Origin of the sequence: Gimesia aquarii, assembly GCF_007748195.1 — a bacterium.
GTDB lineage: Bacteria > Planctomycetota > Planctomycetia > Planctomycetales > Planctomycetaceae > Gimesia > Gimesia aquarii.
This window is the reverse complement of the sequence record NZ_CP037920.1, coordinates 6,696,248-6,719,334: the sequence shown is the minus strand read 5'-3', so window position 1 is coordinate 6,719,334 and position 23,087 is coordinate 6,696,248. Positions and strand designations below refer to the sequence as shown.

At 44.7% G+C, this 23,087-nt stretch carries 18 protein-coding genes; 4 read left to right on the top strand and 14 right to left on the bottom strand.

All coding sequences use genetic code 11. The annotated features are described in order from the left end of the window. Window positions 1-32 precede the first annotated feature (32 nt). A complete protein-coding gene (locus V144x_RS25630) occupies window positions 33-1,250 on the bottom strand; it encodes a mandelate racemase/muconate lactonizing enzyme family protein (RefSeq protein WP_144989612.1) in 1,218 nt (405 codons plus the stop codon). A gap of 71 nt (window positions 1,251-1,321) precedes the next feature. Further along, the gene (locus tag V144x_RS25625; protein WP_144989610.1) at window positions 1,322-2,809 is read right to left on the bottom strand and encodes a M81 family metallopeptidase; all 1,488 of its coding nucleotides are present in this window, start codon (window positions 2,807-2,809) and stop codon (window positions 1,322-1,324) included. Window positions 2,810-2,980: 171 nt separating this feature from the next. Between V144x_RS25625 and V144x_RS25620 the strand changes: the two genes are divergently transcribed. Continuing rightward, window positions 2,981-3,745 (top strand): IclR family transcriptional regulator, encoded by a 765-nt coding sequence (locus tag V144x_RS25620; protein ID WP_197998640.1) that lies wholly within the window; start codon window positions 2,981-2,983, stop codon window positions 3,743-3,745. Between the two features lie 2 nt (window positions 3,746-3,747). Further along, window positions 3,748-4,416, top strand: a complete 669-nt coding sequence (locus tag V144x_RS25615) for an RraA family protein (protein ID WP_144989608.1) — start codon at window positions 3,748-3,750, stop codon at window positions 4,414-4,416. A 5-nt stretch (window positions 4,417-4,421) separates the two neighbouring features. Here V144x_RS25615 and V144x_RS25610 read toward each other — a convergent pair whose 3' ends face one another. After that, window positions 4,422-5,915: a sulfatase-like hydrolase/transferase gene (locus V144x_RS25610; RefSeq protein ID WP_144989606.1), complete on the bottom strand. Its 1,494-nt coding sequence runs from the start codon at window positions 5,913-5,915 to the stop codon at window positions 4,422-4,424. A gap of 418 nt (window positions 5,916-6,333) precedes the next feature. Here V144x_RS25610 and V144x_RS25605 point away from each other — a divergent pair, with 418 nt between their 5' ends. Together V144x_RS25605 and V144x_RS25600 are read left to right on the top strand one after the other, a co-directional pair. Continuing rightward, window positions 6,334-7,581, top strand: a complete 1,248-nt coding sequence (locus tag V144x_RS25605; RefSeq protein WP_144989604.1) for a hypothetical protein — start codon at window positions 6,334-6,336, stop codon at window positions 7,579-7,581. Window positions 7,582-7,656: 75 nt separating this feature from the next. Beyond that, window positions 7,657-8,973 carry an NAD(P)/FAD-dependent oxidoreductase gene (locus V144x_RS25600; protein WP_144989602.1) on the top strand — a complete coding sequence of 439 codons (1,317 nt, stop codon included), beginning with the start codon at window positions 7,657-7,659 and terminating at the stop codon, window positions 8,971-8,973. A 35-nt stretch (window positions 8,974-9,008) separates the two neighbouring features. On the opposite strand, the gene scpB is transcribed toward V144x_RS25600, so the two are convergent. From scpB to V144x_RS25545, 11 genes are all read right to left on the bottom strand, one after another. Further along, complete coding sequence (gene scpB / locus V144x_RS25595; RefSeq protein WP_144989600.1) at window positions 9,009-9,830, bottom strand: SMC-Scp complex subunit ScpB; 822 nt, start codon at window positions 9,828-9,830, stop codon at window positions 9,009-9,011. A 7-nt stretch (window positions 9,831-9,837) separates the two neighbouring features. After that, window positions 9,838-11,499 carry a hypothetical protein gene (locus tag V144x_RS25590; RefSeq protein ID WP_144989598.1) on the bottom strand — a complete coding sequence of 554 codons (1,662 nt, stop codon included), beginning with the start codon at window positions 11,497-11,499 and terminating at the stop codon, window positions 9,838-9,840. A 310-nt stretch (window positions 11,500-11,809) separates the two neighbouring features. Next, on the bottom strand, window positions 11,810-12,442 hold the full coding sequence (locus tag V144x_RS25585) for a pyridoxamine 5'-phosphate oxidase family protein (RefSeq protein WP_144989596.1): 633 nt from the start codon (window positions 12,440-12,442) through the stop codon (window positions 11,810-11,812). A 57-nt stretch (window positions 12,443-12,499) separates the two neighbouring features. Continuing rightward, window positions 12,500-14,461, bottom strand: a complete 1,962-nt coding sequence (locus V144x_RS25580) for a prolyl oligopeptidase family serine peptidase (RefSeq protein WP_144989594.1) — start codon at window positions 14,459-14,461, stop codon at window positions 12,500-12,502. A 70-nt stretch (window positions 14,462-14,531) separates the two neighbouring features. Next, entirely contained in the window at window positions 14,532-16,307 is a 1,776-nt protein-coding gene (locus V144x_RS25575) for an SLC13 family permease (protein WP_144989592.1), read from the bottom strand. Between the two features lie 64 nt (window positions 16,308-16,371). Continuing rightward, the gene (locus V144x_RS25570) at window positions 16,372-17,367 is read right to left on the bottom strand and encodes a 3'(2'),5'-bisphosphate nucleotidase (protein WP_144989590.1); all 996 of its coding nucleotides are present in this window, start codon (window positions 17,365-17,367) and stop codon (window positions 16,372-16,374) included. Between the two features lie 138 nt (window positions 17,368-17,505). After that, window positions 17,506-18,552: a Gfo/Idh/MocA family protein gene (locus V144x_RS25565; RefSeq protein ID WP_144989588.1), complete on the bottom strand. Its 1,047-nt coding sequence runs from the start codon at window positions 18,550-18,552 to the stop codon at window positions 17,506-17,508. A 242-nt stretch (window positions 18,553-18,794) separates the two neighbouring features. After that, window positions 18,795-19,964, bottom strand: coding sequence for a lipid-A-disaccharide synthase (gene lpxB, locus V144x_RS25560; protein ID WP_144989586.1), 1,170 nt, complete (start codon window positions 19,962-19,964; stop codon window positions 18,795-18,797). A gap of 324 nt (window positions 19,965-20,288) precedes the next feature. Continuing rightward, window positions 20,289-20,657 (bottom strand): 50S ribosomal protein L21, encoded by a 369-nt coding sequence (gene rplU / locus V144x_RS25555; protein ID WP_144989585.1) that lies wholly within the window; start codon window positions 20,655-20,657, stop codon window positions 20,289-20,291. 246 nt (window positions 20,658-20,903) lie between these two features. Beyond that, window positions 20,904-22,466, bottom strand: coding sequence for an Rne/Rng family ribonuclease (locus V144x_RS25550; RefSeq protein WP_144989583.1), 1,563 nt, complete (start codon window positions 22,464-22,466; stop codon window positions 20,904-20,906). Further along, a complete protein-coding gene (locus V144x_RS25545) occupies window positions 22,444-22,860 on the bottom strand; it encodes a hypothetical protein (RefSeq protein ID WP_144989581.1) in 417 nt (138 codons plus the stop codon). Before V144x_RS25545 ends, V144x_RS25550 begins: the two co-directional genes overlap by 23 nt. Between the last annotated feature and the right edge of the window lie 227 nt (window positions 22,861-23,087).

Below are 23,087 nucleotides of genomic sequence, written 5' to 3'. Positions count from 1 at the left end.
AACGTTCTGATTCAAGATTGGTAGAATATGGCTTACACAATTTGCGTTACTCGATATTGATTCTGTCCCGGTTCGAATAGTTCAGGCAACCAGGTGACGCCCATTCCTGGCGTTTGTGGAATCAGAATCCGACCATCTTTGACTTCAATTGTTTGATCGATAAGTTGGGGATAGAGCATTCTCAAATGTGCTCTCAGGCTTTCTTGCCATGCCACATTATTCGAACTGGCGGCAACATGCACTCCCGTTAGTAGAGTTAATGGACCGGTACAATCATGCATGACGACAGGAATGTTATAAAATTGCGCCAGTCGTGTGATATTTCTCGTTTGCGAGATTCCGCCAACCCAGGTTGGATCAATCATCACAAAGTCAGCGGCTCGCTTTTCCAGAGCCAGCCGATAGTCATCGGGGCCGTTGAACATTTCACTCACAGCTACCGGGATCTGGGTTTTCTCTCTAAAATCACTCAATGTGTCAACACAGTCCACACGTAGCAGATCTTCAGCCCAGAGAATGTCGTATTCCTGTAAGCGTTTTGCGATTCGTAATGCAGGGGCGAGCTGGAAGAATCCGTGACCGTCTATGATCAATTCAATATTGTTTCCCAGGGCTTCTCGAATTTTCTGAAACGGTTTCAACGCACGCGTGATGTCTTGATGTGTGATGTGTAACGGACCATTGGTTTTGTGTGCGGCAAAATCGAGTGTCCAGACTTTAAGTGCCTGATAACCTTCGGAGATCAATGACTCTGCCAATTCGACTGGTTCATTCACAGCAGACCAGTAATCATTTAATGGTCCTTGATTGCCTATCGGACCATAACCGGGCCAGCAGTGAGATTTCTCCTTATCGGTTGTACCGCCATAAGAAGGGCCACCGCAGCTATTGTATGTGCGAATGGATTCCTGCACGCAGCCTCCCAGCAGCTGCCAGATCGGCTGAGATGTCACTTGCCCGAAGATATCCCATAAAGCCAGATCAATGGCGGAAATCGCGCGTAGTTCTGCACCGCGTGAGCCAAAATTAGTGGAGCGTTCATAAAGAAATCGCCAGTGGGACTCGATGTTAAGTGGATTCTTCCCCATCAGATAATGAGACATCCAGTCATGTATTAATGCGGCAACAGCATGCGGGGCGTAGTACGTTTCGCCACAACCTACAATTCCTTCGCTTGTATGAACTCGTACCAATAGCAGACCCGGCATGATTGACTCGGCAATCGAAGTTTCTATTTTGGTGATCTGCATTTTAAATCCTTTGTTGTGATGTTGACTCTTATCAGACAACACTTACTGTTAACAATTAGAATTTATTCTAACTATGACGTAAGTTCCTGTTCAATTTGTTCGAACGGAAACAGCGGCTGCCGTCGATTCTTGTATTGAAATTGTTCTATGTCGGCTGAAGTGACCCCCGGTGTGTTCACGCGAATTAAATTAGGGCAGACCGGTCTGTAGGCGGCTAGAGGCGCTTGTACGCCTTTTGCAATGAGAATTTGATAATCTGCGGGTTTTATTCCACACGATGTCAATTGTCCCAGACTGAATGGCGGTGTGCGGTGACTGTTTAGCATCACCGTCAATCCGAATTTCGTTTGCACAACGGCGGTTGGCCCCATGTCATATTCTGTTTTACCTCCATGACGCACTTGTGATTCAGTAAAATGACCATCATGGATGCTCAATACAGTGACGTCGGCGATCAAAGGGGCTCCATGTTGATCATCTGTTTTTCCTCCCATCGCCAGTGCTTGAAGTGTATTGCCAACGCCCGTATCAATGGCTTGTTTTGCTGCTGCAGGATCATAAAGACAGGCAAATGATGTGGGCCCTCGACGTTGATGAATCGCATGTAAAATGGCTGTGCCATCTGCGGGAGAGCCACCGCCGATATTATCGCCCATATCCAGGAAACAGACGGGACCTTCCATTTTCTCTGCTTGATCCAGGGCTTTTTCAATTCCGGTCAAATGTGCCTGAAATTCTTCTCGACGAGTGATCAATGTTTGGCCCAGTTGGTCGGCTAATTTTTGGGCGCGTATTTGATCATTGTCAGTAACGACGATAAAACTCGAACCCATTTCATGCACATCAGCATAGGGAAATCCAAGTACGATACTATTGGTCAAAACATTGGCGTCTTTCAGCATTTCGTCAGCAAGCTGATACAATGATGCGCACGGCTCTGAAGATGTATGCTGACGTTCGATATTAATCGCAACGGGAACAAAGCAGGCTGCTTGAGTTGGTTTTATCTCATCTTGTAAGATGCGATACATCAAACGAGCTGCTTCGATTCCACGATCACGTTGATCGATGTGTGGATTTGAACGATAAACAATTGTTGAGTCGCAGGCATCAAGCATTTTTTGCGATAAATTGGCATGGGCATCCAAAGTGCAAACAATGGGAATCTCTGGTCCCACCCGTTCACGTAGAAGTTCCAGCCAATAGCCATCCAGATCGCGTTCTTGTTCACTCACACCAGCTCCATGCGGTGCTACTAATAAACCATCCAGCTTTCCTGCCTGGCTTAGTTCATTGTCTAACAGATGAATCAGAGTACTAACGGTCTCTTTTGTGATCGTTCCTCCTGGTAGAGCGCGTGCCACAAAAATAGGAACAGCTTCTATCTCTGTTTCTGCCAGGCCGGCAAAGAAACCGCCGAGTTCGTGCGCTGCGTTTTCGAAAATCGGGTAGATTTTCTCTCCGGTAGCCAATACATCATATTTAAAATCATTAAGAGTCGTTGCGGTTTGAATAAACGTATTTGATTCGTGTTGAATCGAAATAATTCCGACACGCATCGGGGACTCCCTGTGTAGAGGACAGCTTTTCTGTGTTTCTAAGTCAATCTGAAAAATAAAGTGTTATATCTTATATTGGAATGATGAATTCACTATAATGAAATAAAATCTGAATTGCAAGCATTTGCGAATCATCGTGAAGAAGTCTCCTTTTTGCGGATCAGTTACAAAATGTCTTCAATTATGGAAGCGACATCATTGGGCAAAGCATTTCATGTGCTGGAAGTGTTAGCTTCATCTGAGGGCGCGCTTTCATTGATGGAGATTGTTCAAGAGTTAGGGTTTCACAAACCGACCGTACACCGCATTCTCCAAGAATTAGTTGAATTGGGTTATGTCAGTCGCGTGGAAAAAGGCGTCTATGAGATTACTTCCAAATTACGTCGCTTAGCTTTGGGAAAAATGGACGATCGACTGACAGAACTTGCCGATCCCTTTTTACGTGCTCTACATGATGAAACAGCGGAAACCGTCAATCTGGGTGTCTTGCGAGGAACCAAAGTCCGTTACCTACGTGTCTTAGAGAGCAAGCATCCCTTAAGACGGATTGTTGAACCAAATGCTACCGATCCATTTTACTCTACTGCATTAGGTCGCGCGATTACCATTCAAATGAATGATGAATCGTGGGATGCACTCATCGAACGTACCAGACTCATTGCGCGGACAACGCAAACCGTCGTTAACGTCAACCAGTTACGAAGGATTCATCAACGAGTACAGCAGGATGGTTATGCGGTTGAACAGGACCAGAACGATGTTGGTGTGACTTGCATTGGTGCTCCTGTTTATGAAGACGAAAATGTCATTGCTGCAATCAGTCTGAGTGTGCCCAGCGCCCGCGCTAATCAAAAGACGTTACAACAATTTATCAAAGCAGTTGTCCGAACATCCCGGCGAATCACAAAACAAATTCAACAACAAAGTGTGAGTTAAAAATGAACGAGCCCTTACCGGAAACGATCACTCTGGAAATGATGCGTCAATCAATGCATTCTGCAATTATTTGTGATGCCCTCGATTCCATTGGGTACACTCTTCAATCACCTCGTGAAGAACTACTACCCATGACGGTAGAATCTGTTGTCGTCGGACGCTGCAAAACCAGTTTATGGGTGGATATGTATCACGTAGATCCCAGCCCCTATGAACTGGAACTTAAGGCCGTGGATTCGGTTAAGCCTGATGAGATCTTCATCGCGGCTGCCAGTGGTTCGATGCGTTCCGGAATCTGGGGGGAGTTACTTTCGACGGCGGTTCATCATCGAGGTTGCCGTGGAGCGATCATTGATGGAGCCGTTCGCGATGTACGTCAGATGCGGGAAATGCAGTTTCCGGTTTGGGCAGTGGGGACATCACCTTATGACAGCAAAGACCGACAAAGAATAGTAGACATCGATGTACCAGTAGAAATCGGTGGTGTTATTTTCTCGCCCGGGGATTTGGTGTTTGCTGACATTGATGGAATCGCTGTCGTACCTCAAGAAGTGGAACAAGAAGTGATTCAACTGGCGTGGAAGAAAGTGCACGAAGAAAATATATTTCGCGACAGCATCAAAAATGGGATGTCTGCCACGGAGGCGTTTGCGAAGTATGGAATTTTATAGAGAGCTTACTTTTTTGAATTCACTTTTTCCGGATTCCACCATGCATCTAACAGGCTTTTGAGTTCAACGCGAGATGGACGATAACTCTCTTCATTAATGAGATTTGTTGTTTCGGGCGGATCGTGGTCCAGGTTGAATAAAACGTCGCCACGGTGATAATCATTCCATGCGATTCCTTGTGCATTCGTGTTGTGAGTTGTTATTAACTTCAGATTCCCCTTACGAATCCAGCGGTACGCGACATCGCGTTCGGGATGATCCAGCGATGAAGCATCTCCTGGATAAATGGCACCAAATACTGCTCGATTCGTTGGTAACGTTTCTGTTCCTTGAGCAGAAGGCAGTAGATTCACTCCGGGGAGTGCTTGAGTTCTTTCTTCTTGTCCTGTCGCATGTAAGAGTGTAGGCACGACATCAATGCTGCTAACCAGTGCAGTATGAGTTGCCGGTTTGATAACGCCATCCCAGCGAATGAGAATTGGCGAACGCAATCCATCTTCAAATGGAGAGCGTTTACTCGTTTTGGTATGATGGTAATTCTCCCGATATTTCATCGGTTTTTGTCCTGGTGTCCAGCCATTATCAATGACAAATAAAAACAGCGTGCTTTTGGGATTGGATTCCTGTTCTATGAACTGTATCAGTTTTCCAACAGTCTCATCAAATTGGGAACAGCTTGCGTAATAAGCGATTTCCTGTTGGGAGACACGTTGGTTTTTTCGGTACAGATCAAAATACTTTTGAGGGGAATCGTGGGGCTGATGTGGTAGATAGGGAGCGTACCAGACAAACCAGGGAGTCTGTTTCTGGTCACAATCGCGAACGAAATCATAAATGGGTTGCATTGTCTCGCGGCCAATTTTTAATCCCCAGTCACCATTTCCATGCGCGACCAATTCACCATGAGCCAGTTTTCGATTCCCACCAAATGTCTGATCAGGAACAGGTTTAAAAATAGTCATTCCTTCTGTAAAACCAGCATTGCGATAGTGGCCTTCCCAGAATTTCCCCGTTTGTAAGCAACGATATCCGCGTGCAGCTAACAGACGTGGTAACGTGTCAACATTTTGAATCAATCGAAACGCCTGACCGCGTTTTGTTTCATATTCTTTTCGCGAAGTCATCTGATTAAATCGGCTATTGCCCGGTGGTGGATGATTGTAGTGAATGCCACTTTGGTGTGGATACAGGCCGGTGAGCAACGTGGCAAGAGACGGGCTACAGACGCTCGTTGGTAAATAACCATTAATGTAACGTGCTGATTGCTTTGCTAAACGGTCGATATGAGGAGTTTTTATTTCTTTGTTTCCCATAAAGCCGAAATCCCGATAGGTTTGATCATCCGAGATAATCATTACGATATTGGGAGTTGATGGCTGCGCGGCGTAAGAAATAGAAGTTGCAGATAAGCTACAAATTATGAGACCAAAACTGATCCACGTGCAACGGGAGCTCTGTTTGATTTCGGTCAGATCATGAGAAATAAAAAAGTATTTCATGATTTGGATATTTTCCTGATTAGAGAATCGAGTCAGTTCTCACATTGAGAAGTTGCAGGGCGGACTATTTTTCAGCATAACTTGTGAAACGATGCTTGTCATTCTGAAATTGCGTCATCCAATTCAGCTTTTCCTGAAGATACTGGTCTTGATTTGCACTCTTAGATCAAAACAAGATCTCGAGAATTCTTCTTTCTGAGCTAATTATTGAATTCCAGGAACGTTGACGATTCGAACCAGCACTTGAAAAAAATTAAAAGTACGGGTTATGAACGTTACAAAATCGGAATTGGTCGGTAACATAACACATATGCGAGTCCCGAGATCTGAGTCATTTTGATTTAAAACCTGCTTTTCCTTTCGTACAGTTCTAGGCAAGGTCGATCAACTCAATAAAGTAAACGGAGTGAAGATACCCATGAGCATCAATCCATTAGAATATCAACCGGGTGGTGACAAAAAAAATTCCGAATTCTTCGATGAATATCGGATGAAAATATATGAGCGCCGCCAAAAAAGTGGTGTTGAAGATTTACTGGAGAAAATGTGTGCGGTAGTGGTTCAGGTTGAGCAGGAGGAGGCGATACCGTATCTACATGAACTCTATCTAATGGGGCCTTATCGTTTTTCAGCTGGTTTTAAAAACGAGACACACAATGTATATGTGCTCATTTCACAACCAGAGTTTCCCCGACTCATCGTTCTGGAGCCACTTTCAAAAGACTATGCTGATGAAATTACCATGTTCAATCGGCTCTACCCACTTTCCAGTGAAAAGCCTAATGCGAGATATATTGGCGAAATATTTAGCACAAAAGATACTGCTGAGACTCGTAAAACGCTTGAATCTCATAACATTCGTTTTAATTATCATCACGAGACCAAAAACCCATTTTTTACCGAATCTCATTTTGCCTTTACGTTTCCATCTGACTTTACCTTTAATCGAGTAGGGTACTGTCAGGAAGAGATTGGGAATTATGACGCTTTGCAATTGGGAACACACTTTGATCTGGACGCTTCCGTCGTCGACTCGCTCAATCAGGTTGTCCAATTTGTTGAAGAACAAAAACTGGATTCACTCATATTGGGGATTGATCATCTGGCGACACGGATTCTTGCTGGTGAACGCGAAGATGCGATTCTGGAATTCCTGACGATGTCGAATCATTATTTCTGGGGTGCTTACAACATTGCTGATATGAATTCTTCAACGAATGTGACTCGCAACGGCAACGTTGATGATGATAAAAAATCACCCGCCAAAGTTTTTACTGCCAATAATACTCCATCATTTGTCAATTCTTTTGAAAATCTGCCGATGCCCACGGAGGATTTTGTCCGCAACTATGGACGACGTTTGCACCATATGGCTTATGAAGTCGTCGATGGAAATCATCGCGCGGGTGAGAAGAATGTGGATTATGTGGTGAATACATTAATGGAGAAAAGTATTCCCTTCCTGGCACATGTTGTGGGTGAATGCCTGGACGATCCGAATTTGAAACAAATCTTCTCGAAGCATTCGAAATATTCCATTTTAATTACTGAATATGTCGAACGCTGTCATGGATATGAAGGCTTTTTCACGAAATCAAATGTCGCCGCGTTGACCGAAGCTGCAGGTAAAGATGAACGCTATGAACATGGTCATGTTTTTGATTAAGGCACCTGTGATTGATTAAACCGGATGAGCGATTAAAACAGATCTCCTCTACACAAATCAGGAACTTAAAACACTATGAATCATTCTTCTTCGGAGCTGCCAAGGATTGTCGTCATCGGAGGAGGTTTTGCTGGTATCAATGTCGTCAAAGCCTTGAAGAATACAGCAGTTGAAGTGGATTTAGTCGATAAACGGAATTACCACCTCTTTCAGCCTCTTCTGTATCAGGTGGCAACAGGCGAGTTGGATGCAACCAATATTGCGGTTCCGATACGAAAAATATTATGGAAACAAAAAAACGCCCGTGTCGCATTAGGAGAAGTTACTAATATTGATTTCGATAAAAAACTGGTCCAGTTTGATGGGGGTGAACTGGACTACGATTACCTCGTGATTGCGACAGGTGCACAGCAATCTTATTTCGGTCATGACGAATTCCAGTCTTTTGCTCCCGGTTTGAAATCCATCGATGATGCACAGGAAATACGCCGGCGACTCTTTCTGGCATTTGAAGAAGCGGAGTGGGAAGCAGACGAGGAGGCACGTCGTAAAATATTGACGTTCGTGATCGTCGGCGGTGGGCCTACGGGAGTAGAGTTGGCAGGGGCCATTAAAGAAGTCGCTTCGGAAACGTTGCCCAAAGAGTTTCGTAATATTGACAAGAATTCGTCACGTGTGATTCTAGTCGATGGGGGCCCCCGACTGGTCGGCCCCATGCCTGAAGATCTTAGTAAACGCGCAAAAGATGTACTCGAAAAAATGGGAGTGGAGATTCAACTCAATGTGCATGTGAATGATGTAAATGAAGATGGAGTTGTCGTTGGAGACGAAACAATCAAGGCAGAAAATGTCTTCTGGGCCGCTGGTGTCCAGGGACAGGATCTGGCGAAAACGATAGATGCGGAAATTGATCGAGGAAGTCATATCATTGTTGGGCCGGATCTTTCAATTCCAGGGCATCCCGAAGTATTTGTGGTCGGAGATGCTGCCCACGCGACTGATGCGAAAACGGGGAAGCCCGTGCCCGGACTCGCCCAAGGAGCAATCCAGACAGGTCGCTTTGTTGCTCAAATCATCAAAGCGGAAATCGAAGGCAATGCACCTTCCCAACGTCCAGAGTTCAGTTATTATGATAAAGGATCAATGGCCATGATCGGCCGTGGTAACGCCATCGCGGCCATTGGCAAAATCCATTACGGAGGTTTTTTAGGCTGGGTTTCCTGGAACTTATTACATGTGATGTTTCTGATTGGTTTTCGAAACCGATTTAAAGTCATGATGGACTGGTTGTGGAATTATATGTTTCGAACCAGGCGTTCGCGTTTAATTACCGGTGATCCGGAAGTACACATCAAAAAGCTCTACTCTGAACATGATAAACGAAAAGAGTAGTAGTAAGAATTTGGCATAATGTAGCCATTATAGAGTCAGGCCGCGTCCAGATCTTCATTTTTCTGGTCAAGAGTTTCTGTTTGGAGCTCCGTACTTGAGTTCGATTCCACATCTGCGACGGCATCGGCAGGTACTTCTATGTTTTGTGGTTTCCGATCAGGCTTGATGCGGAGAGTCTCTCCCATTGGTAAGTCGTCTAAATTTTTTAGTCCAAAGATTTCTAAAAATTTCCGAGTGGATTCATATAAAAAGGGTCGTCCCAGTGAATCGTCTTTACCACCAATCCTAACTAAGCCGCGGTCCATGAGCTGTTTCAACATTTCAGCACTTTGAACACCGCGAATCGATTCAATGTCGGCACGAGTGATCGGTTGTCTATAAACAACTATTGCCAGCGTTTCCATTGCTGGCGAGGAGAGTTTGAGGGCCGCTTGCCGTTGATGGAGTTTATTGAGCCAGAATGAAAACTGTGGTTGCGTCATCAATTGATAGCCAGTTGCAACACGCTTGATATGAAATGCTGAGTTGGTTGCGCTGAATGCAGTGTTGAGTTTTTCAATGATTTCTTTTGCTTCTGAAGCATTTGCCAGTGTTGCTAATTGAGAAATTTTTCTTGTCGAGAGTGCATTGTCTGCAACAAACAAGACCGCTTCTACTTTTGCCATTTTCAGACTGCGTTTGGTATCAACGGCATGATCAGAGGCGTACTCTAAAGATGCTTCCTGCAGCTGACGTACCAACCAGTTCCAGCGAAATGAAGTCGCTAAGGAGTTGTGGTGGTGAAGATGGTTGAGAGAGTTTTCTGCAACTATATTGGGTTGCGGATAACTGTCAGAAAGAGAGCGAGTGGAAAACATTCGTCGTTTACCGAACAGTAAAGTTTTGTGTGTACGTAGCAACTTTTTTGCTGATTTCGTCTTCCACAGTTAATTTCATGACATGAGGTCCCAACGAGATATTGCGCGGTATTTCAAATTTGTAGCTGTGAAAGTAATCCTTGCGAATATTTCGGCAGAGGTCTTCTGTGGTTTCGAAGGGAATTTCCGCGACGAGATCGCCGTTAGAACCTGCCTTAAAAATTTGAATTTTCGATTTCAAGAGCGTTCGATAACTTCCTTCAGCGGTTAATTCGCTGGTGAAGTTGTCGATCTCGGAATAGACCAGCACTGGACGGCCGGGGGTATATTCATCGCGTTCGAAACGCTCATAACTACCAAAGCTGTTAATTTTATGGCAGAAAGCAACGTTCTTCAGTTTGAGATTGGCTTTTTCCTGTAAGCGGGCAGTTGCCTGTCTCATTTGTGCTACGGTTTGAGTGGCACGATCTGCTTCGTTCGGAATTGCTTCCTGATCGAAATAATTGGCGACAGACCAAAAGGTCTGCTGCCAGAATTCCTGGTCAGCCGGATCAATTCCAGGAATCGCTTCCAGGGCACGTTCATGTTGTCCCGACATCAAATACAACATGCGGAGGTAAACATGCCGTTCAATAAAATGATGTTTTTCTTCAGGAGTGCTTCCTATTTGAAGTTGAGCAATTTCTGATTCAGCGACAGCGATAAGCTGTGCGAGTTGATCTTGTGAAGAACCAGCTGCTAACTCAGTCAAGTTAACTGCAGGTCTTACGTTTAAGTCGGCTGATTGTTGTTCTACTGGTGATACTTGAGAATTTGAGGCTGCCACAGTCTCCGTAGTACTAGTTTCCTGTTGTCCGATGATTGCAGTACTCGTGCGTGAAATTCCATTCTGTAATGCCGAAGTGCCTTGTTGCAATGCTGAAGAGAGCTTCGTTTTTAATGTACCTACGACGGGAATGTTGTCGAGCCCTTGGCTGATCGTCTGGGATCTGGAATAAGGTTGCGTTTGTGTGGGTACGATGTCTGGCAGATTGGGATCGTTATTTGTGTCGACTGCTTCAAGGTTTCCCAGTCTTACAGGATTAGAGGCAGCATACATCTGAGAATTATCTGAGGGCAATTGCCCGGGAGGTTGTACTCCTTGTGCACCGGTTTGTATTACTTGTGATTGTTCATCTCCCGGTTGTGTATGTCCCAGGCCGGGTAAGGTAATCGGAGGAGATGAGATCTGGGGTTTTTGTTCTGCCAGTTGCTCCATGGTATTGACCATCCTCCGTGTACGGAGAATATTCCGGATCATGTCCGGATCAACGCCTTTGAAACTATTTAAAAAATGAGCACGCTCTTGAGGAGAAGCGTCTTTTAGTTCCTCGTTGATATGTGCCAAGAGCTCGGCATTATGTGAAGTAACTTTTTTTAGTTCCCCTTTTGATTTTCTATCTTTACTCTTCTTAGTATCCGAATCACTCTCAGCTGCCTTTTCAATACTCGCAATTTCTACTTTTGTGTCAGTCGGTTTCTTTTTTGAGGCAGACAATATTCCCCACTTCCAAGGCGCAGTAGGAGCTTTCCAGGCCATCGTTTGCTTGCCTGGTGATGAAGCACATCCACTCATCAAAAATAAAATGAGAACAGTAGGGAGTACCTTACTGAGCTGAAATTGTTTCATTACGTTGCCCGAATCATTGGGTAAGGGGCTTAATTACTAGGAAAATCTAAGAATATGATGGTGATCGAAATTAAAAGTGGGGATGAATAGAACAGCTTGAGACTGGTCCACGCATTAAAAAATGATGTGATAGGAATGGGGTTTTTATGAAAAAAATGAAATTGAAGCAAGATCGATTCAAGATCTTAGCTCTAAAAACCGGGAGGGCCGCCGATTCATGCTGATTGGTAGCTTAAATAAGAGGATGGTTCGATATTTTCTGTGATGTAAGTTGTTTTTATAAAAATGTTTATGGTTAAAGTGGATGTTACTATTTCTGATTCTCTTTTTTTTGATCTACTTTAAAAAAGTTACCGCCTTTCAACTTCATGTCATCCGTACCCCAGGCAATGGTTTTATCTTGTTTTGTGAGTAGGGGTATATGTTTCGAACAGTGGATATAGGCTTCTTCAACTTCGACTAGTACCCAGCGCTCTGGTTTTTTACCATCTTCTGTTGAGATGTCATCCTTGATTTCTTCTGGTATTTCAGTTGACTCCAGGAACTCAACATTCTCTACAATACGCGCTTTTCCGTTCACATGCAGACCTATTGTTGCTTTGAAGAAATCGAGAAACATCAAGCCAATATGAGGATTTTCTGAAATATTACCGAGCGAGGCTAGTACTCCGTTTCCACGGTACTCAGGATAGGCGAGTGTTTTTTCGTTCAAAATTCGAACAAAACCGGGAAGACCAGCGCGAAATGAACTATCACATTCTCCTTTGGAATCAGAAGTTGCAATAAACAGAAGTTCCTGCTTTTGTATAAACTCCTGCATCTCAGAGTTCAGATAGTCGATCATCTGCCGCGCATAGAAATTTTGGGCTCGTTTTTGCGTTCCATAACGTTCTTGGAGCTTCCATTCCCCTTCGGAACCGAAACAGGGTTTCTGATCTTCCATGTAAGTAATCCAAACATTCCTGGTTTGATGGAGAATTAAGAGTCGTATAAATCTTCTTTAGGGTAATTCCCAGTTACTGTTAAAAAGTTCTGCCCAGACCGTTTTGTTTTCGAATGTTCCTGCTGAATTTTTCTTGAACTGAATAATGGCAATGTCGCCCAGTTTGGGGAAGAGCCATGAATTAGAAGCGCGAAAATCTTTTTCATGTATTGTGTGTCCGGAGTTAATGACCACGTAACGATTCTGGTTTAATGGGTTGGGATAGATCAGGACAACCCCATGAGTTTGTGTATCATAGTTTTTTCCATGAATCGTAATTTGGTCTTTGGTCCATTGAATGGGGAGGTCTTCAATGACTTTCGCAATTAAGGCATTGGAACCCGGATCTCCGAACAGGATCAAATTTTTGTTAGCGATCGTCTGCTCGCCAACTTCCTGGTCGTTGATCACAGGTGCTTTCGCTCTCAGCCATTTATCATATTCTTTTTCAAACAATGCCAGTACAGATTGAGACCACTCATTCAGTTCGGTATTCCAGGGTTTTCCCGTTCCTTTGACACAGACGAAGGGGAGTGTAAACGCATCATCAATTGGTCCTTGCAGATTGTGTCGTTTTCTTTGATTCGGATTATCGTTGAATGTTCTAGAATCTTCATATTTCAGCACATCCCAGCCCCCATTACTTTTTACGTAATAGACTTCTGGTAGCAGCCCCTCTGCAGCTGATTCAAGCGGAAGTAGAGTGCCATCGAGTTCGACTTTAAATGCGATGTCTCTTGCAATTGACAAAGCGGCTACATTTTCCGTCGATAGTTCGAGATTACCCGATTGTGGATTCACGCCTCCTTCCACGATCGTAGGTTCATACATCTCATCGAGTTCTTCGATCGTCAACCATTCACATTGGTTGAATTTTGGAGTGTAAGTAATAAAGCGGATCTGTTTTTTGCCTGGCCAGGCTGGACGGCCCTGTTCGGAGTGTTTTAATAATTCACGCAAATAATCCTGATAAGCAGGCATACGTGCCTGATGGGCAGCTTCAGGACTGATAAAAATCGGAATCTCGATATTTTGCTCTTTGGATTTTTCAACCATTCTTGTACTCGAAACCAATTGTTTGTCCTTGCCTCCACCATAGGTCACGACAGGTACATTGGCCGCATTCAGAGCGTAATCAATTGAATCATAGATTCGCAAAGTTTTATGTTGGTAGTGCGGAAGTTGTTCCTTGTAATTTTGATATTGGTAAAAGTCGACAAATCCCGCACCGGGACCGACTCCACTCCAGAGAGAAGGGTAATGCAGACCCAGGTGCCAGGCGCCCGCACCTCCCATTGAAAAACCGCGAAGCGTAATACGTTTTTTATCGATCAAATGGCGTTTTGTGACATCAGCAATGGCTTCATGCACGTCTACTTCGCCGCTCCAGCGCCAGCCATTATTAATGCGACCAAAGGGTGCAAGGTGCATCCAGTTATGGCCTTCACGGGGAGGTCGACCGCTACGGGTTATGAATGAAACTTCATTGAGTCTGCTGCCGCGACCATGCAATTCCACATGTAATGGCCAACGGTGACGAGATCTCGATTTGAAATCTTTCGGAAATGTTAATGCATAAGGTTGAACCGAGCCATCAATTTTTGAGTAATAACCGAAGATGACTGTTCCTGTTTGCTGCATCCAGTCGGGTTTGCCTGACTTGAGTTGCCGGGCTCGCGTTAATCCTGTTTCGAGAACATTAGAAGTATCTTTCACATATTGAGGTTTGTAAAACTCGTTATGTCGCAAGATCCATTCTGCCGCTTTGGCATAGACTTCAACATCAGCCAAAAGTGACTGTTTGAGCTCTTTATTCTGTTTTAGCTTTTCGATCTGTTGCTGAAGTTCGTTGAGTTGGTTCTCTAGTTTCGTGCGGTCTTGAGGAGAGGGCTTTTGTGCTTCCAACTTTGAAATATTGGAAAAAATCGATACTGAAAAAACAGGCATGAGGAGAATGGACAGATAAACGAGACGAATCATAGCAGAACCTTGATAAGATGAGTGACTTTCTATCCGAATAAAGTGGTATTTCACCGCTTTACTAACATTATCAGGGATGGAAAGGCCAGGCAAGAGGTACAATGATCACGGTCAGTAACCAGACGATTAAAGTCAGTGGTCCTCCAATGCGAATATAGTCAACATACTTGTATCCACCAGGGCCAAAGACCATCAGATTGGTCTGGTATCCGATAGGTGTGGCAAAGCAAGCTGCTGAGGAAATCATGACTGTAATCACAAACGGCATGATGTCGACTTTTAAGGAATAGGCGGCAGCGATGGCGATTGGGAAAATCAAAGTCGCCGTTGCTTTTGCGGTAATCAAGTTTGTAAAGACCAGAGTTGTCAACGAAAGAATTGCCAGCATAATCAGAGGACTATTCCCGGCCACTCCGCTAAACGTGGAAGCAATAGCGTCATCAGTGCCAGAGACATCGATCGCATTACCAATGCCCAGACCAGCTGCGATTGTGATGAGCACACCCCAGTCGATAGAACGTTTCGCTTCAATGGCACTGCAGCAACGTGTGGCAGTCATCAGTGCGGCGGCCACCATTGCGGCTACCATCATTTTGACATCACCAACAGCCACCATCAAAATCATTGCTAATAAGATTAAGCGTGCGATCCAGGCTCGTTCATGGCGTGGGGGTGACGAATCTTCTACTTGACTGACCAGAAAGAATTCTCGTGAATTTCTTTGCTGATCAATAAATGAAGGGTGCGCTTCAATGAGTAGGGTGTCACCACGTTGTAGTTCGATATCCCCAATTTTTTTATTGATTCGCTGACCATTGCGGGCCACAGCAATGACGGCGGCATTATAGTTGGAGCGGAACTTTGCCATGCGAATTGACATATTAAGAAAACGAAAACTATCAGAAACGACGGCTTCTATCAGACAGCGTTCTGATCGGGGGCCAGAGAGTTTAAAGAGTTGATCGGTGGCAGGCTTGAGTCCAGGAATTTTTTGCAGATCAATAACAGATTCCACTATACCCACAAACACGAGTTGATCATTGGCGGCTAATCTTTCATTAGAAGAAACCGCAGCAATTACATCACCATCACGGTCGATTTCCATTAGATACATGCCAGGTAGATGACGCAGACCAGCTTGCTCAATTGTCTTGCCTATGAGCGGGCAGCCGGGCTCTACAATCATTTCCACAGTATACTCGCGTGGATCATCCATGGGTGTAATTGCAGGTTTTCTTTCTGGTAGCAGCCAGCGCGAAAACACAAGTAAGTAGATCAAACCGACGATCATAACGGGAATTCCCACCCACGCGATTTCAAACATGGATAAGCCGGGGTGAGTCGTTTTGCTTTGCAATAGCCCATCGACGACTAGCGTGGTACTAGTGCCAACCAAAGTACACAAACCACCCAGGATGGCGGAATAGCTTAAGGGAAGCATCAGATGTGAAACAGAGAATCGCATTTTTTTTGCCCAGTCCGAGATGACGGGCATCATCATCGCGACAACCGGGGTATTATTTAGAAACGCACTAAGAACGGCAGAGGGGAGCATTACCCGTGATTGGGCGTCAGTGAGTGATTTGGGGCGACCTAGTAGCTGTTGCCCGGTAAAAGCCACTCCACCCGTTTGCCGAATTCCCTCACTCACAACAAAGAGAAACGCAACGGTAATCAAACCTTCATTGGCAAACCCGGCGATTGCCTCCTTTGCGTCAACTACACCAGTAATGACCAGTATCGTGAGACCTGCCATTAAAACTGTATCAGCGCCGGCACGCAGAAACATGAGGGAGCCAATAACTCCTCCCAATACCAGGAATGTTACTACAATTTGCCAGTCCATGTCGGTCAAAAATTCATAAGCTAAATAAAATTCAGTACGAAGGTAAATTTATTGTTTGAAAGTCCTATTCCGGGCTGATTGTGAGTTCATCTAGAATTCCGATCAGGGCAGGGTGCAATGGACCGTTAGTAACTATGACACCCTGATTATTGATGAGTTCATAACCCTGGTTAAATTCGAGAGGTTTTCCATGGATATCCGTTACTTTACCGCCTGCTTCTTCTACTAACAGGACTCCCGCAGCATGGTCCCAGATTTTTTCCCGATAACCAGCGCGTGTTGGCAGCCTCATGTAGATATCTGCTTCCCCTTGTGCAACAACAGCATATTTTGCCTGACTATCAAGCCGCCGAGGCTCTTTTTGAATACCTAGTTTGTCGGCTGTTTGTTGTGAATGGCTATGTGAACTATGACCTGATTCTACGGACTCACAAAATCGCGATTGCGAATAGTCACTCGTTTTTGTGACGTGAATCGGAATTGCTGGCTGCTCTTGATCGAGTGGAATGGCAAAAGCACCCTGACCCGCTACTGCATAATAAAGCGTTCCTTTCATCGATTCATCGGTCGGGAACGGCAAGTTGGGACAGCCCAGAACACCGACCACAATTTTCCCGTCCATTATGAGTGAAAGTGAGACGGCATATTGTTCTTTCCGCAAAAATCCTTTCGTTCCATCAATCGGATCAAGAGTCCAGAATCGATGGCTATATTCTTTCGCTCCCCCCTGATCGATCCAGTGGCACGCCTTCTCGGGTGTTGCCTCTGAAATACCGGCTGAAAGAAGTTCTGTAACAATCTTCTCCAGAAAGTCACGGTTTTCTGCCTGCATTAACTCTCCGGCGTCCTCTTCCCCAATGATAGGGTCTTCTGAAAATGCGGCGTTGAGAGCCCTGCAAATGACTGCCTGACTACTGTAATCCGCAATGGTTACAGGGCTCTTGTCTTTTTTTTCCAGTACATCATCTGAAATCGTGGCTTGTACTGAGCGACAAATCAGCGAAGCCTGCTTTACGGCTGAGAGAGCAACCTCTAATTCCCGTTGCAATGGTATTGTCATAATTCTGTGTCGATCTAAGAGCGATGTTAGGTCAGTTTTAAGGAAATCTGAAGGATTCGAAACATTCTCTTTCCGCCATCATACCAAGTCATGATTCATTCAAAACCAGACCATCTGAAGCAATATTAGAAAGATGGGTTATAAGGGAAGTGTCACAGGTTCGTTGTTTTCATAACTTCGTGTGACCGCTTCTGTAAACTCCATGTATTGTACTCCGGTGGCGAAATCAGTGTGGTGCACGATTTCTTCTCCTCGAATTGCCCCAATGAACTCTTCTTCTACTCGCCAGTGTCCTTGTTCTTCTTTGGGGATTTGAATTTCTTTCATTTCTTCTTCGCCCATATGCCCAACATACAGTTTTTCTTCTGGCGTGAAATGAACCTTAATTGTCCCGTAACTTCCGTATAAGTGGATCTGTAACCCAGGGCCAAACAGAATGGAACCACTTAAGTGGTAAATCGCATTAGCACCTCCCGCTATTCTGGTTACCACTTGCAGGCTTTCAGGGAGCGTGACATCGACTAAACCCTGGCTATGATCCGCGGGACGCTGTGGTTCAAAGATCGAGCTTTGAGCAAAGACTCTTTCTGTGGGAGGGACCCAGCGGCTGAGTGTCTCGTGTAAAATGCCCATCGTGAGAACATTATTCCCGCTGATTTCTTTATCCTGTCTCCAATGTAGTTTTTTGCTGTAGTCCCAGAAGGAGTTATCGGCGCCTAGTACAACGACTTCACGTAGCTTTCCAAGATACTGTTGCGAAATCAGTTTAATCACTTCTTGATTGTATTTGAGACCAAAAGGGCTGGGGACGATCTGGGCGATCAAATCTGGACGGGCTTGAGAGACTTTGAGCATCTTTTGTGCTTCAGCCAGATTGCGAGCCATTCTTGCTTCGGTCAGGACATGTTTGCCTGCCTCGAGCGCCATGCATGTGATTTCGCAGTGTAGATTAGGCCATGTCCCGATCATGACGGCATCGATTTCAGGATCTTCAATTAACTCCTGCCAACAAGTATAGGTCTGTGGAATTGCATACTTTCGCGCCACTTTCTCTGTTGAAGCGGGTGTTGAGTTGACAACACCTATAATTTCGACATCTTCGATTGCTTGAAATCCCGGAATGTGGCGACTTTTTGTGTTTGCTCCCGCGCCAACAATTCCGATTTGAATCGTTTTTTTTCCCATTAGAGTATGTAGTCCCGATCGTCCAAGATGCTATTCAGATTAAAAAATCATGGCCTGTCAAAAGTAGACTATTCCTGATGACTTGCCAGTTTTGTCGTAATCCAAGATTCTAACGAGCAGATTTCTGGAGGACCATTCACACAAAACAAACAATTAGATGTTCCCTCAATTCTCATTGGAAATGTGCTGTTTTGTGTCTTATTTTACAGAATAAACGGCAGGTGGTGAGGTTCACATGTTTACTAGGCGGCCGCTTTTTGTTGAGGTTCAGACTGGATGTGATTCAGAATGGTTTCCGCAGCTTGCGCGGAGGCACCAGAAATCACAGTTTCATCGTACAGTGAGCTGAGCTTATTACGGGCTCGTTCAAGAGAAAGTGGAGTGCAGAGCCAGTCGCTCATAATGGTATCAATTTTTGCGATATCTTTTTTCGGAGAACCGACCGAAGGAAACTCGGGCATTAATTCTCGGTCAGCAATCAGATTTGGTAAAGACATATATTTGCAGGTAATTAATAAGTGAGCCAGAAAGTACATTCCCCAGTGGCTTCGGTAAATGACGACAGCAGGTGTTTTTCTCGCTAGTAACTCCAGGCTCACGGAACCGGAAACCATCAGACAGCATTGTGCTGACTCGATGATTTCTGAGGTCTTTTTCAAATAGAGTTTTATAGGAAGTCCAGTCGCTTCTTGTTGTTCTATAATTTTTTTGCAGAGTTCTAGATGAGTTGCTTTATAGCAGGCGACAGGAAATACTGCATTCGGAAACTTTTGTGAAAGTTGCCGCACAATGCGGAGCATGACCGGAAAGTTCTTCGTAACTTCGCTTGTGCGCGAGCCTGGTAGAATACCAACTATTTTCTTCTCCGAGTCAGAGAGTTCCTCTAATAATTCCTGATCTAAAGGCTTGGATATAACTTCATCAAAAAAGGGATGACCGATGTAGTCGACGTTTACTCCACGTGCCTCATACCATTGTTTTTCGAATTTCAGACCGGAGAGAATGTAGTCAACGTTTTTGCGAACGCGACGAATTCTCCAGGGAGCCCAAGCCCAGAGTTGTGGAGGCAAATAGTAGAATACAGGGATACCCAGTGATTTTGCTTTTTTAGCGACCCACCAGTTAAAGCCAGGAAAATCAACAAGAATCACGGCGTCCGGACGTTCTGATTCAAGATATGCGCCGACTTGTCTGATCAAACCAATGAATTTAAAAATTAATGGCAGGACATTAAAGATGCCCATTACTGCATAATCGGTGAGACGTACTTCCAGACGGCATCCAGCGGCCTGCATTTCTGGTCCACCAAAAGCAGAGAAGTGTGCTTGTGGAACTCGATTACGAATTTCCTGAATGAGGTGTGCCGTGTGTTGGTCACCGCTGGGCTCGCCCACAGAAAAAAACAGGTGCATCAGAATGTCCTATTTAATGAATCGATTCTCAAATGAAGAATGAATTTCGACATTTTATGAAATTGCTTTTTACACGATATGCGAAAGAGCAAAGGGTATATCGCTGCTGAATTATTTACAAAAGCAGCGTAAATCTATGCGGAATAACGGTTTTTGGTCAACCCCGTTTTAGAGAGCAAGAATCAGATGTACGACCTTGGAAAAAAGTAAGATCCACGAAAAAACTCCCTGAAAACATTTTCGGGGAGCTTCTTATCAAGCGATATTATATGTGCTTGTATTATTGGTCTGTTCAACTCACTCAGACGATAATCAATAGATTGATTATTCTTCGGTGGCTGTCTCAACAGCAGCAGTCTCAACGACTTCTAAGCCAGGGACAGTAATTGATTTGATGCGAACGGTTGTGTATTTCTGGCGGTGACCAGTGTGTCGTCGTGAATTTTTTCGACGTCGCAACTTTTGAATTTCGAGCTTTTCCCCTTTTACTTCGGGTTGAACGACTTCTGCTTCCACAGAGGCCCCTTCAATTGTGGGGGCACCAATTGAACTGGCTCCACCACCATTGGCAAGTAGAACGCTCTCAAATGTAATCGCATCACCTTCATTCGCTGTAGCACGGTAGTCGATTGTCAGGGTGTCCCCTTCCTGAATCGTATATTGATGACTGCCATCTTCGATTACTGCAAACATCCTCAAACCTTCTTTTCTTCTTACTCTTGAATCAATAATTTGCTGAAGTCGGATGCGTGACTCAAAGTCAGTCCGAGTTATATTCAGAATCAATTGCGTAATGCTATTGATAGTAGATACTTAAAACCGTCTTCTTGGTGCTCTGCTAAGGAGGGAATGATTCAATGCGCAAGAAATGCGCCAATCGTTCTCGTAGCGAGCAGGGCATTGTAAAGCTTCACTTTTGAAATTTCGAGTCAGAAACCACTAGAAATTCACTTCATTTCCAATATCGTCATAACAACGTGCAATCAAATGCTCCGGCTCGACATCTGTACGTGCGTTTATTATTATTGAGGTCGAAGCTGATTCTTCTAGATTCGTGATGTCTTTACGGCGTTTATTATTCAAATAATTGGCCACTGTTTCATGTACATTTAAAACAATCCGGGAAATCTTTTTCTTGTTGATCGTTTTCATCAGGGTCCGCATCACTTCGATCGCCATGCTTTCGGCTGTTTTCACCTGGCCTGTCCCTCGACATGATGGACAGTCTTCATACATGCTTCTCCTTAATGAGGGGCGTATTCGCTGGCGCGTCATTTCGATGAGACCGAAGGGGCTAATTCGCAAGACTTTGGTGCGGGCTCGATCTCGTTTAACGAGTTCGTTTAATCTGCGTTCTACCTGACGACGATGTTTCTCCTCTCGCATGTCAATAAAGTCAATCACAATCACGCCGCCCAAATCGCGGAGTCTGATTTGACGACTGATTTCTTCTGCCGCTTTCATATTCACTTTGAACGCAGTTTTTTCAGCGTTGTCATCTGCGCGGTAATTACCGCTGTTGACATCGATCGCGACCAGAGCTTCTGTCTGATCAATGACAATCGACCCTCCCCCTTTCATGGGGACGTGTCGGTTTTGAATGCTGCATATTTCATCATCAAGATCGCTGTCATAGAAAATGGGATCATTGCCGCTGTATTGTTTTACCCTATCAACGTGCTTGGGGAGCACGACTTTCATAAAATCTCTGGCGCGTTGATAGGCTGTAGGTTCATCAATATAAAGTGCGTCAATTTCTTTATTGTAGATGTCGCGAATCGTACGGATCATCATGTCGCTTTCGGAGTAAATCTCCACCGGAGCAGGCAGCTTTTTGATGCGTCCTACAATCGTCCCCCAGAGGCGAAGGAGGTAGTTTAAATCGCGTCTGAGATCTTCGGCTGTTCGATCAATACCAGCGGTCCGAACAATAAATCCAAGACCGGGCGGGGGGGCAAGCTTTGTAAGAATTGTCCTTAGTTGTCGTCTGATATCTTCATCAGTAATTTTACGGCTGATTCCTACCCGTTGTAGACCGGGCATAATAACCAGATAGCGTCCGGGAATACTGATGTAAGTTGACAGAGTTGGGCCTTTATTTCCGATCCCTTCCTTAATGACCTGTACCAGAACTTCGCTACCTCGCTTGAGAATTTCCTGGATCGGAGGTTTATTGGCAACGCTTCTTTCGTTGCCCCGACGGCCTTTTGGATTTCTTCCCCGTGATGGTTTCCCATTCTCTTCGGCTGCTTCGGTAAGGTGCTTATAGTATTGGTGTTCGACGTCGCTGACGTGCAAAAAACCATTGCGGCCTACACCAAAGTCAACGAATGCAGCCTGAATACTTGGTTCGATATTGACTACTTTTCCTTTGTAGATATTACCGACCAGATTTTCGACGCTGTTGCGTTCTACATATAGTTCTTCGAGAATTCCATCTTCAACGATGGCGATTCGACTTTCCTCCGGCTGGAGGACATTAATCAGCATTTCCTTTTTCATGGAGTACCCTCTGTCGTTTGACACGACGAATCATGTATGCTCCATCAGTCGTTGAAGAGACAGACATTTTGTGCGCTAACTGTAGCGATACGCTAGCGTTGTCTGTCTGTAACCTGTAGTATTCGCGGAGAGTCCAGGAATGGGCAGGTCTCTCGGGATGAATTGTCTCTGTCTGATAGGAAACCGGACAAATCAAATCAATGAGAGTGTTCTTGATACGACAAATGAGCCGAATCACTTCCTGTGTGATGTCTTGAGGGAGTATTGATCTAGCCTGGACAGGTTCTTTTCTGCTTACTTTCTCATCAGGGTTACCAGTCACGGATCGCAACTCGAAGTGTCGCACGTCATCACTGGATAGCTGGTATGCAGAACAGGCTGTCCCAATAGGCATAAGAGCCCCTCGTTGACTCTGAAAATGAGAAGCACTAGCCGTAGCATACCACACTAAGTCGGATTTTACCGCTTTTTGAACTACTTGTTGTAAAGTACTGGTTCGTTTATGCATGCTGCTACTGATGTGAAGAGACAGGAAGCAGGAAGATCAATCTGGCTGGATACGAATTGTCAGATTCGTTTGCAGAATTCTAATTACTTTCCTTATTCTGTTCACACGCTGTC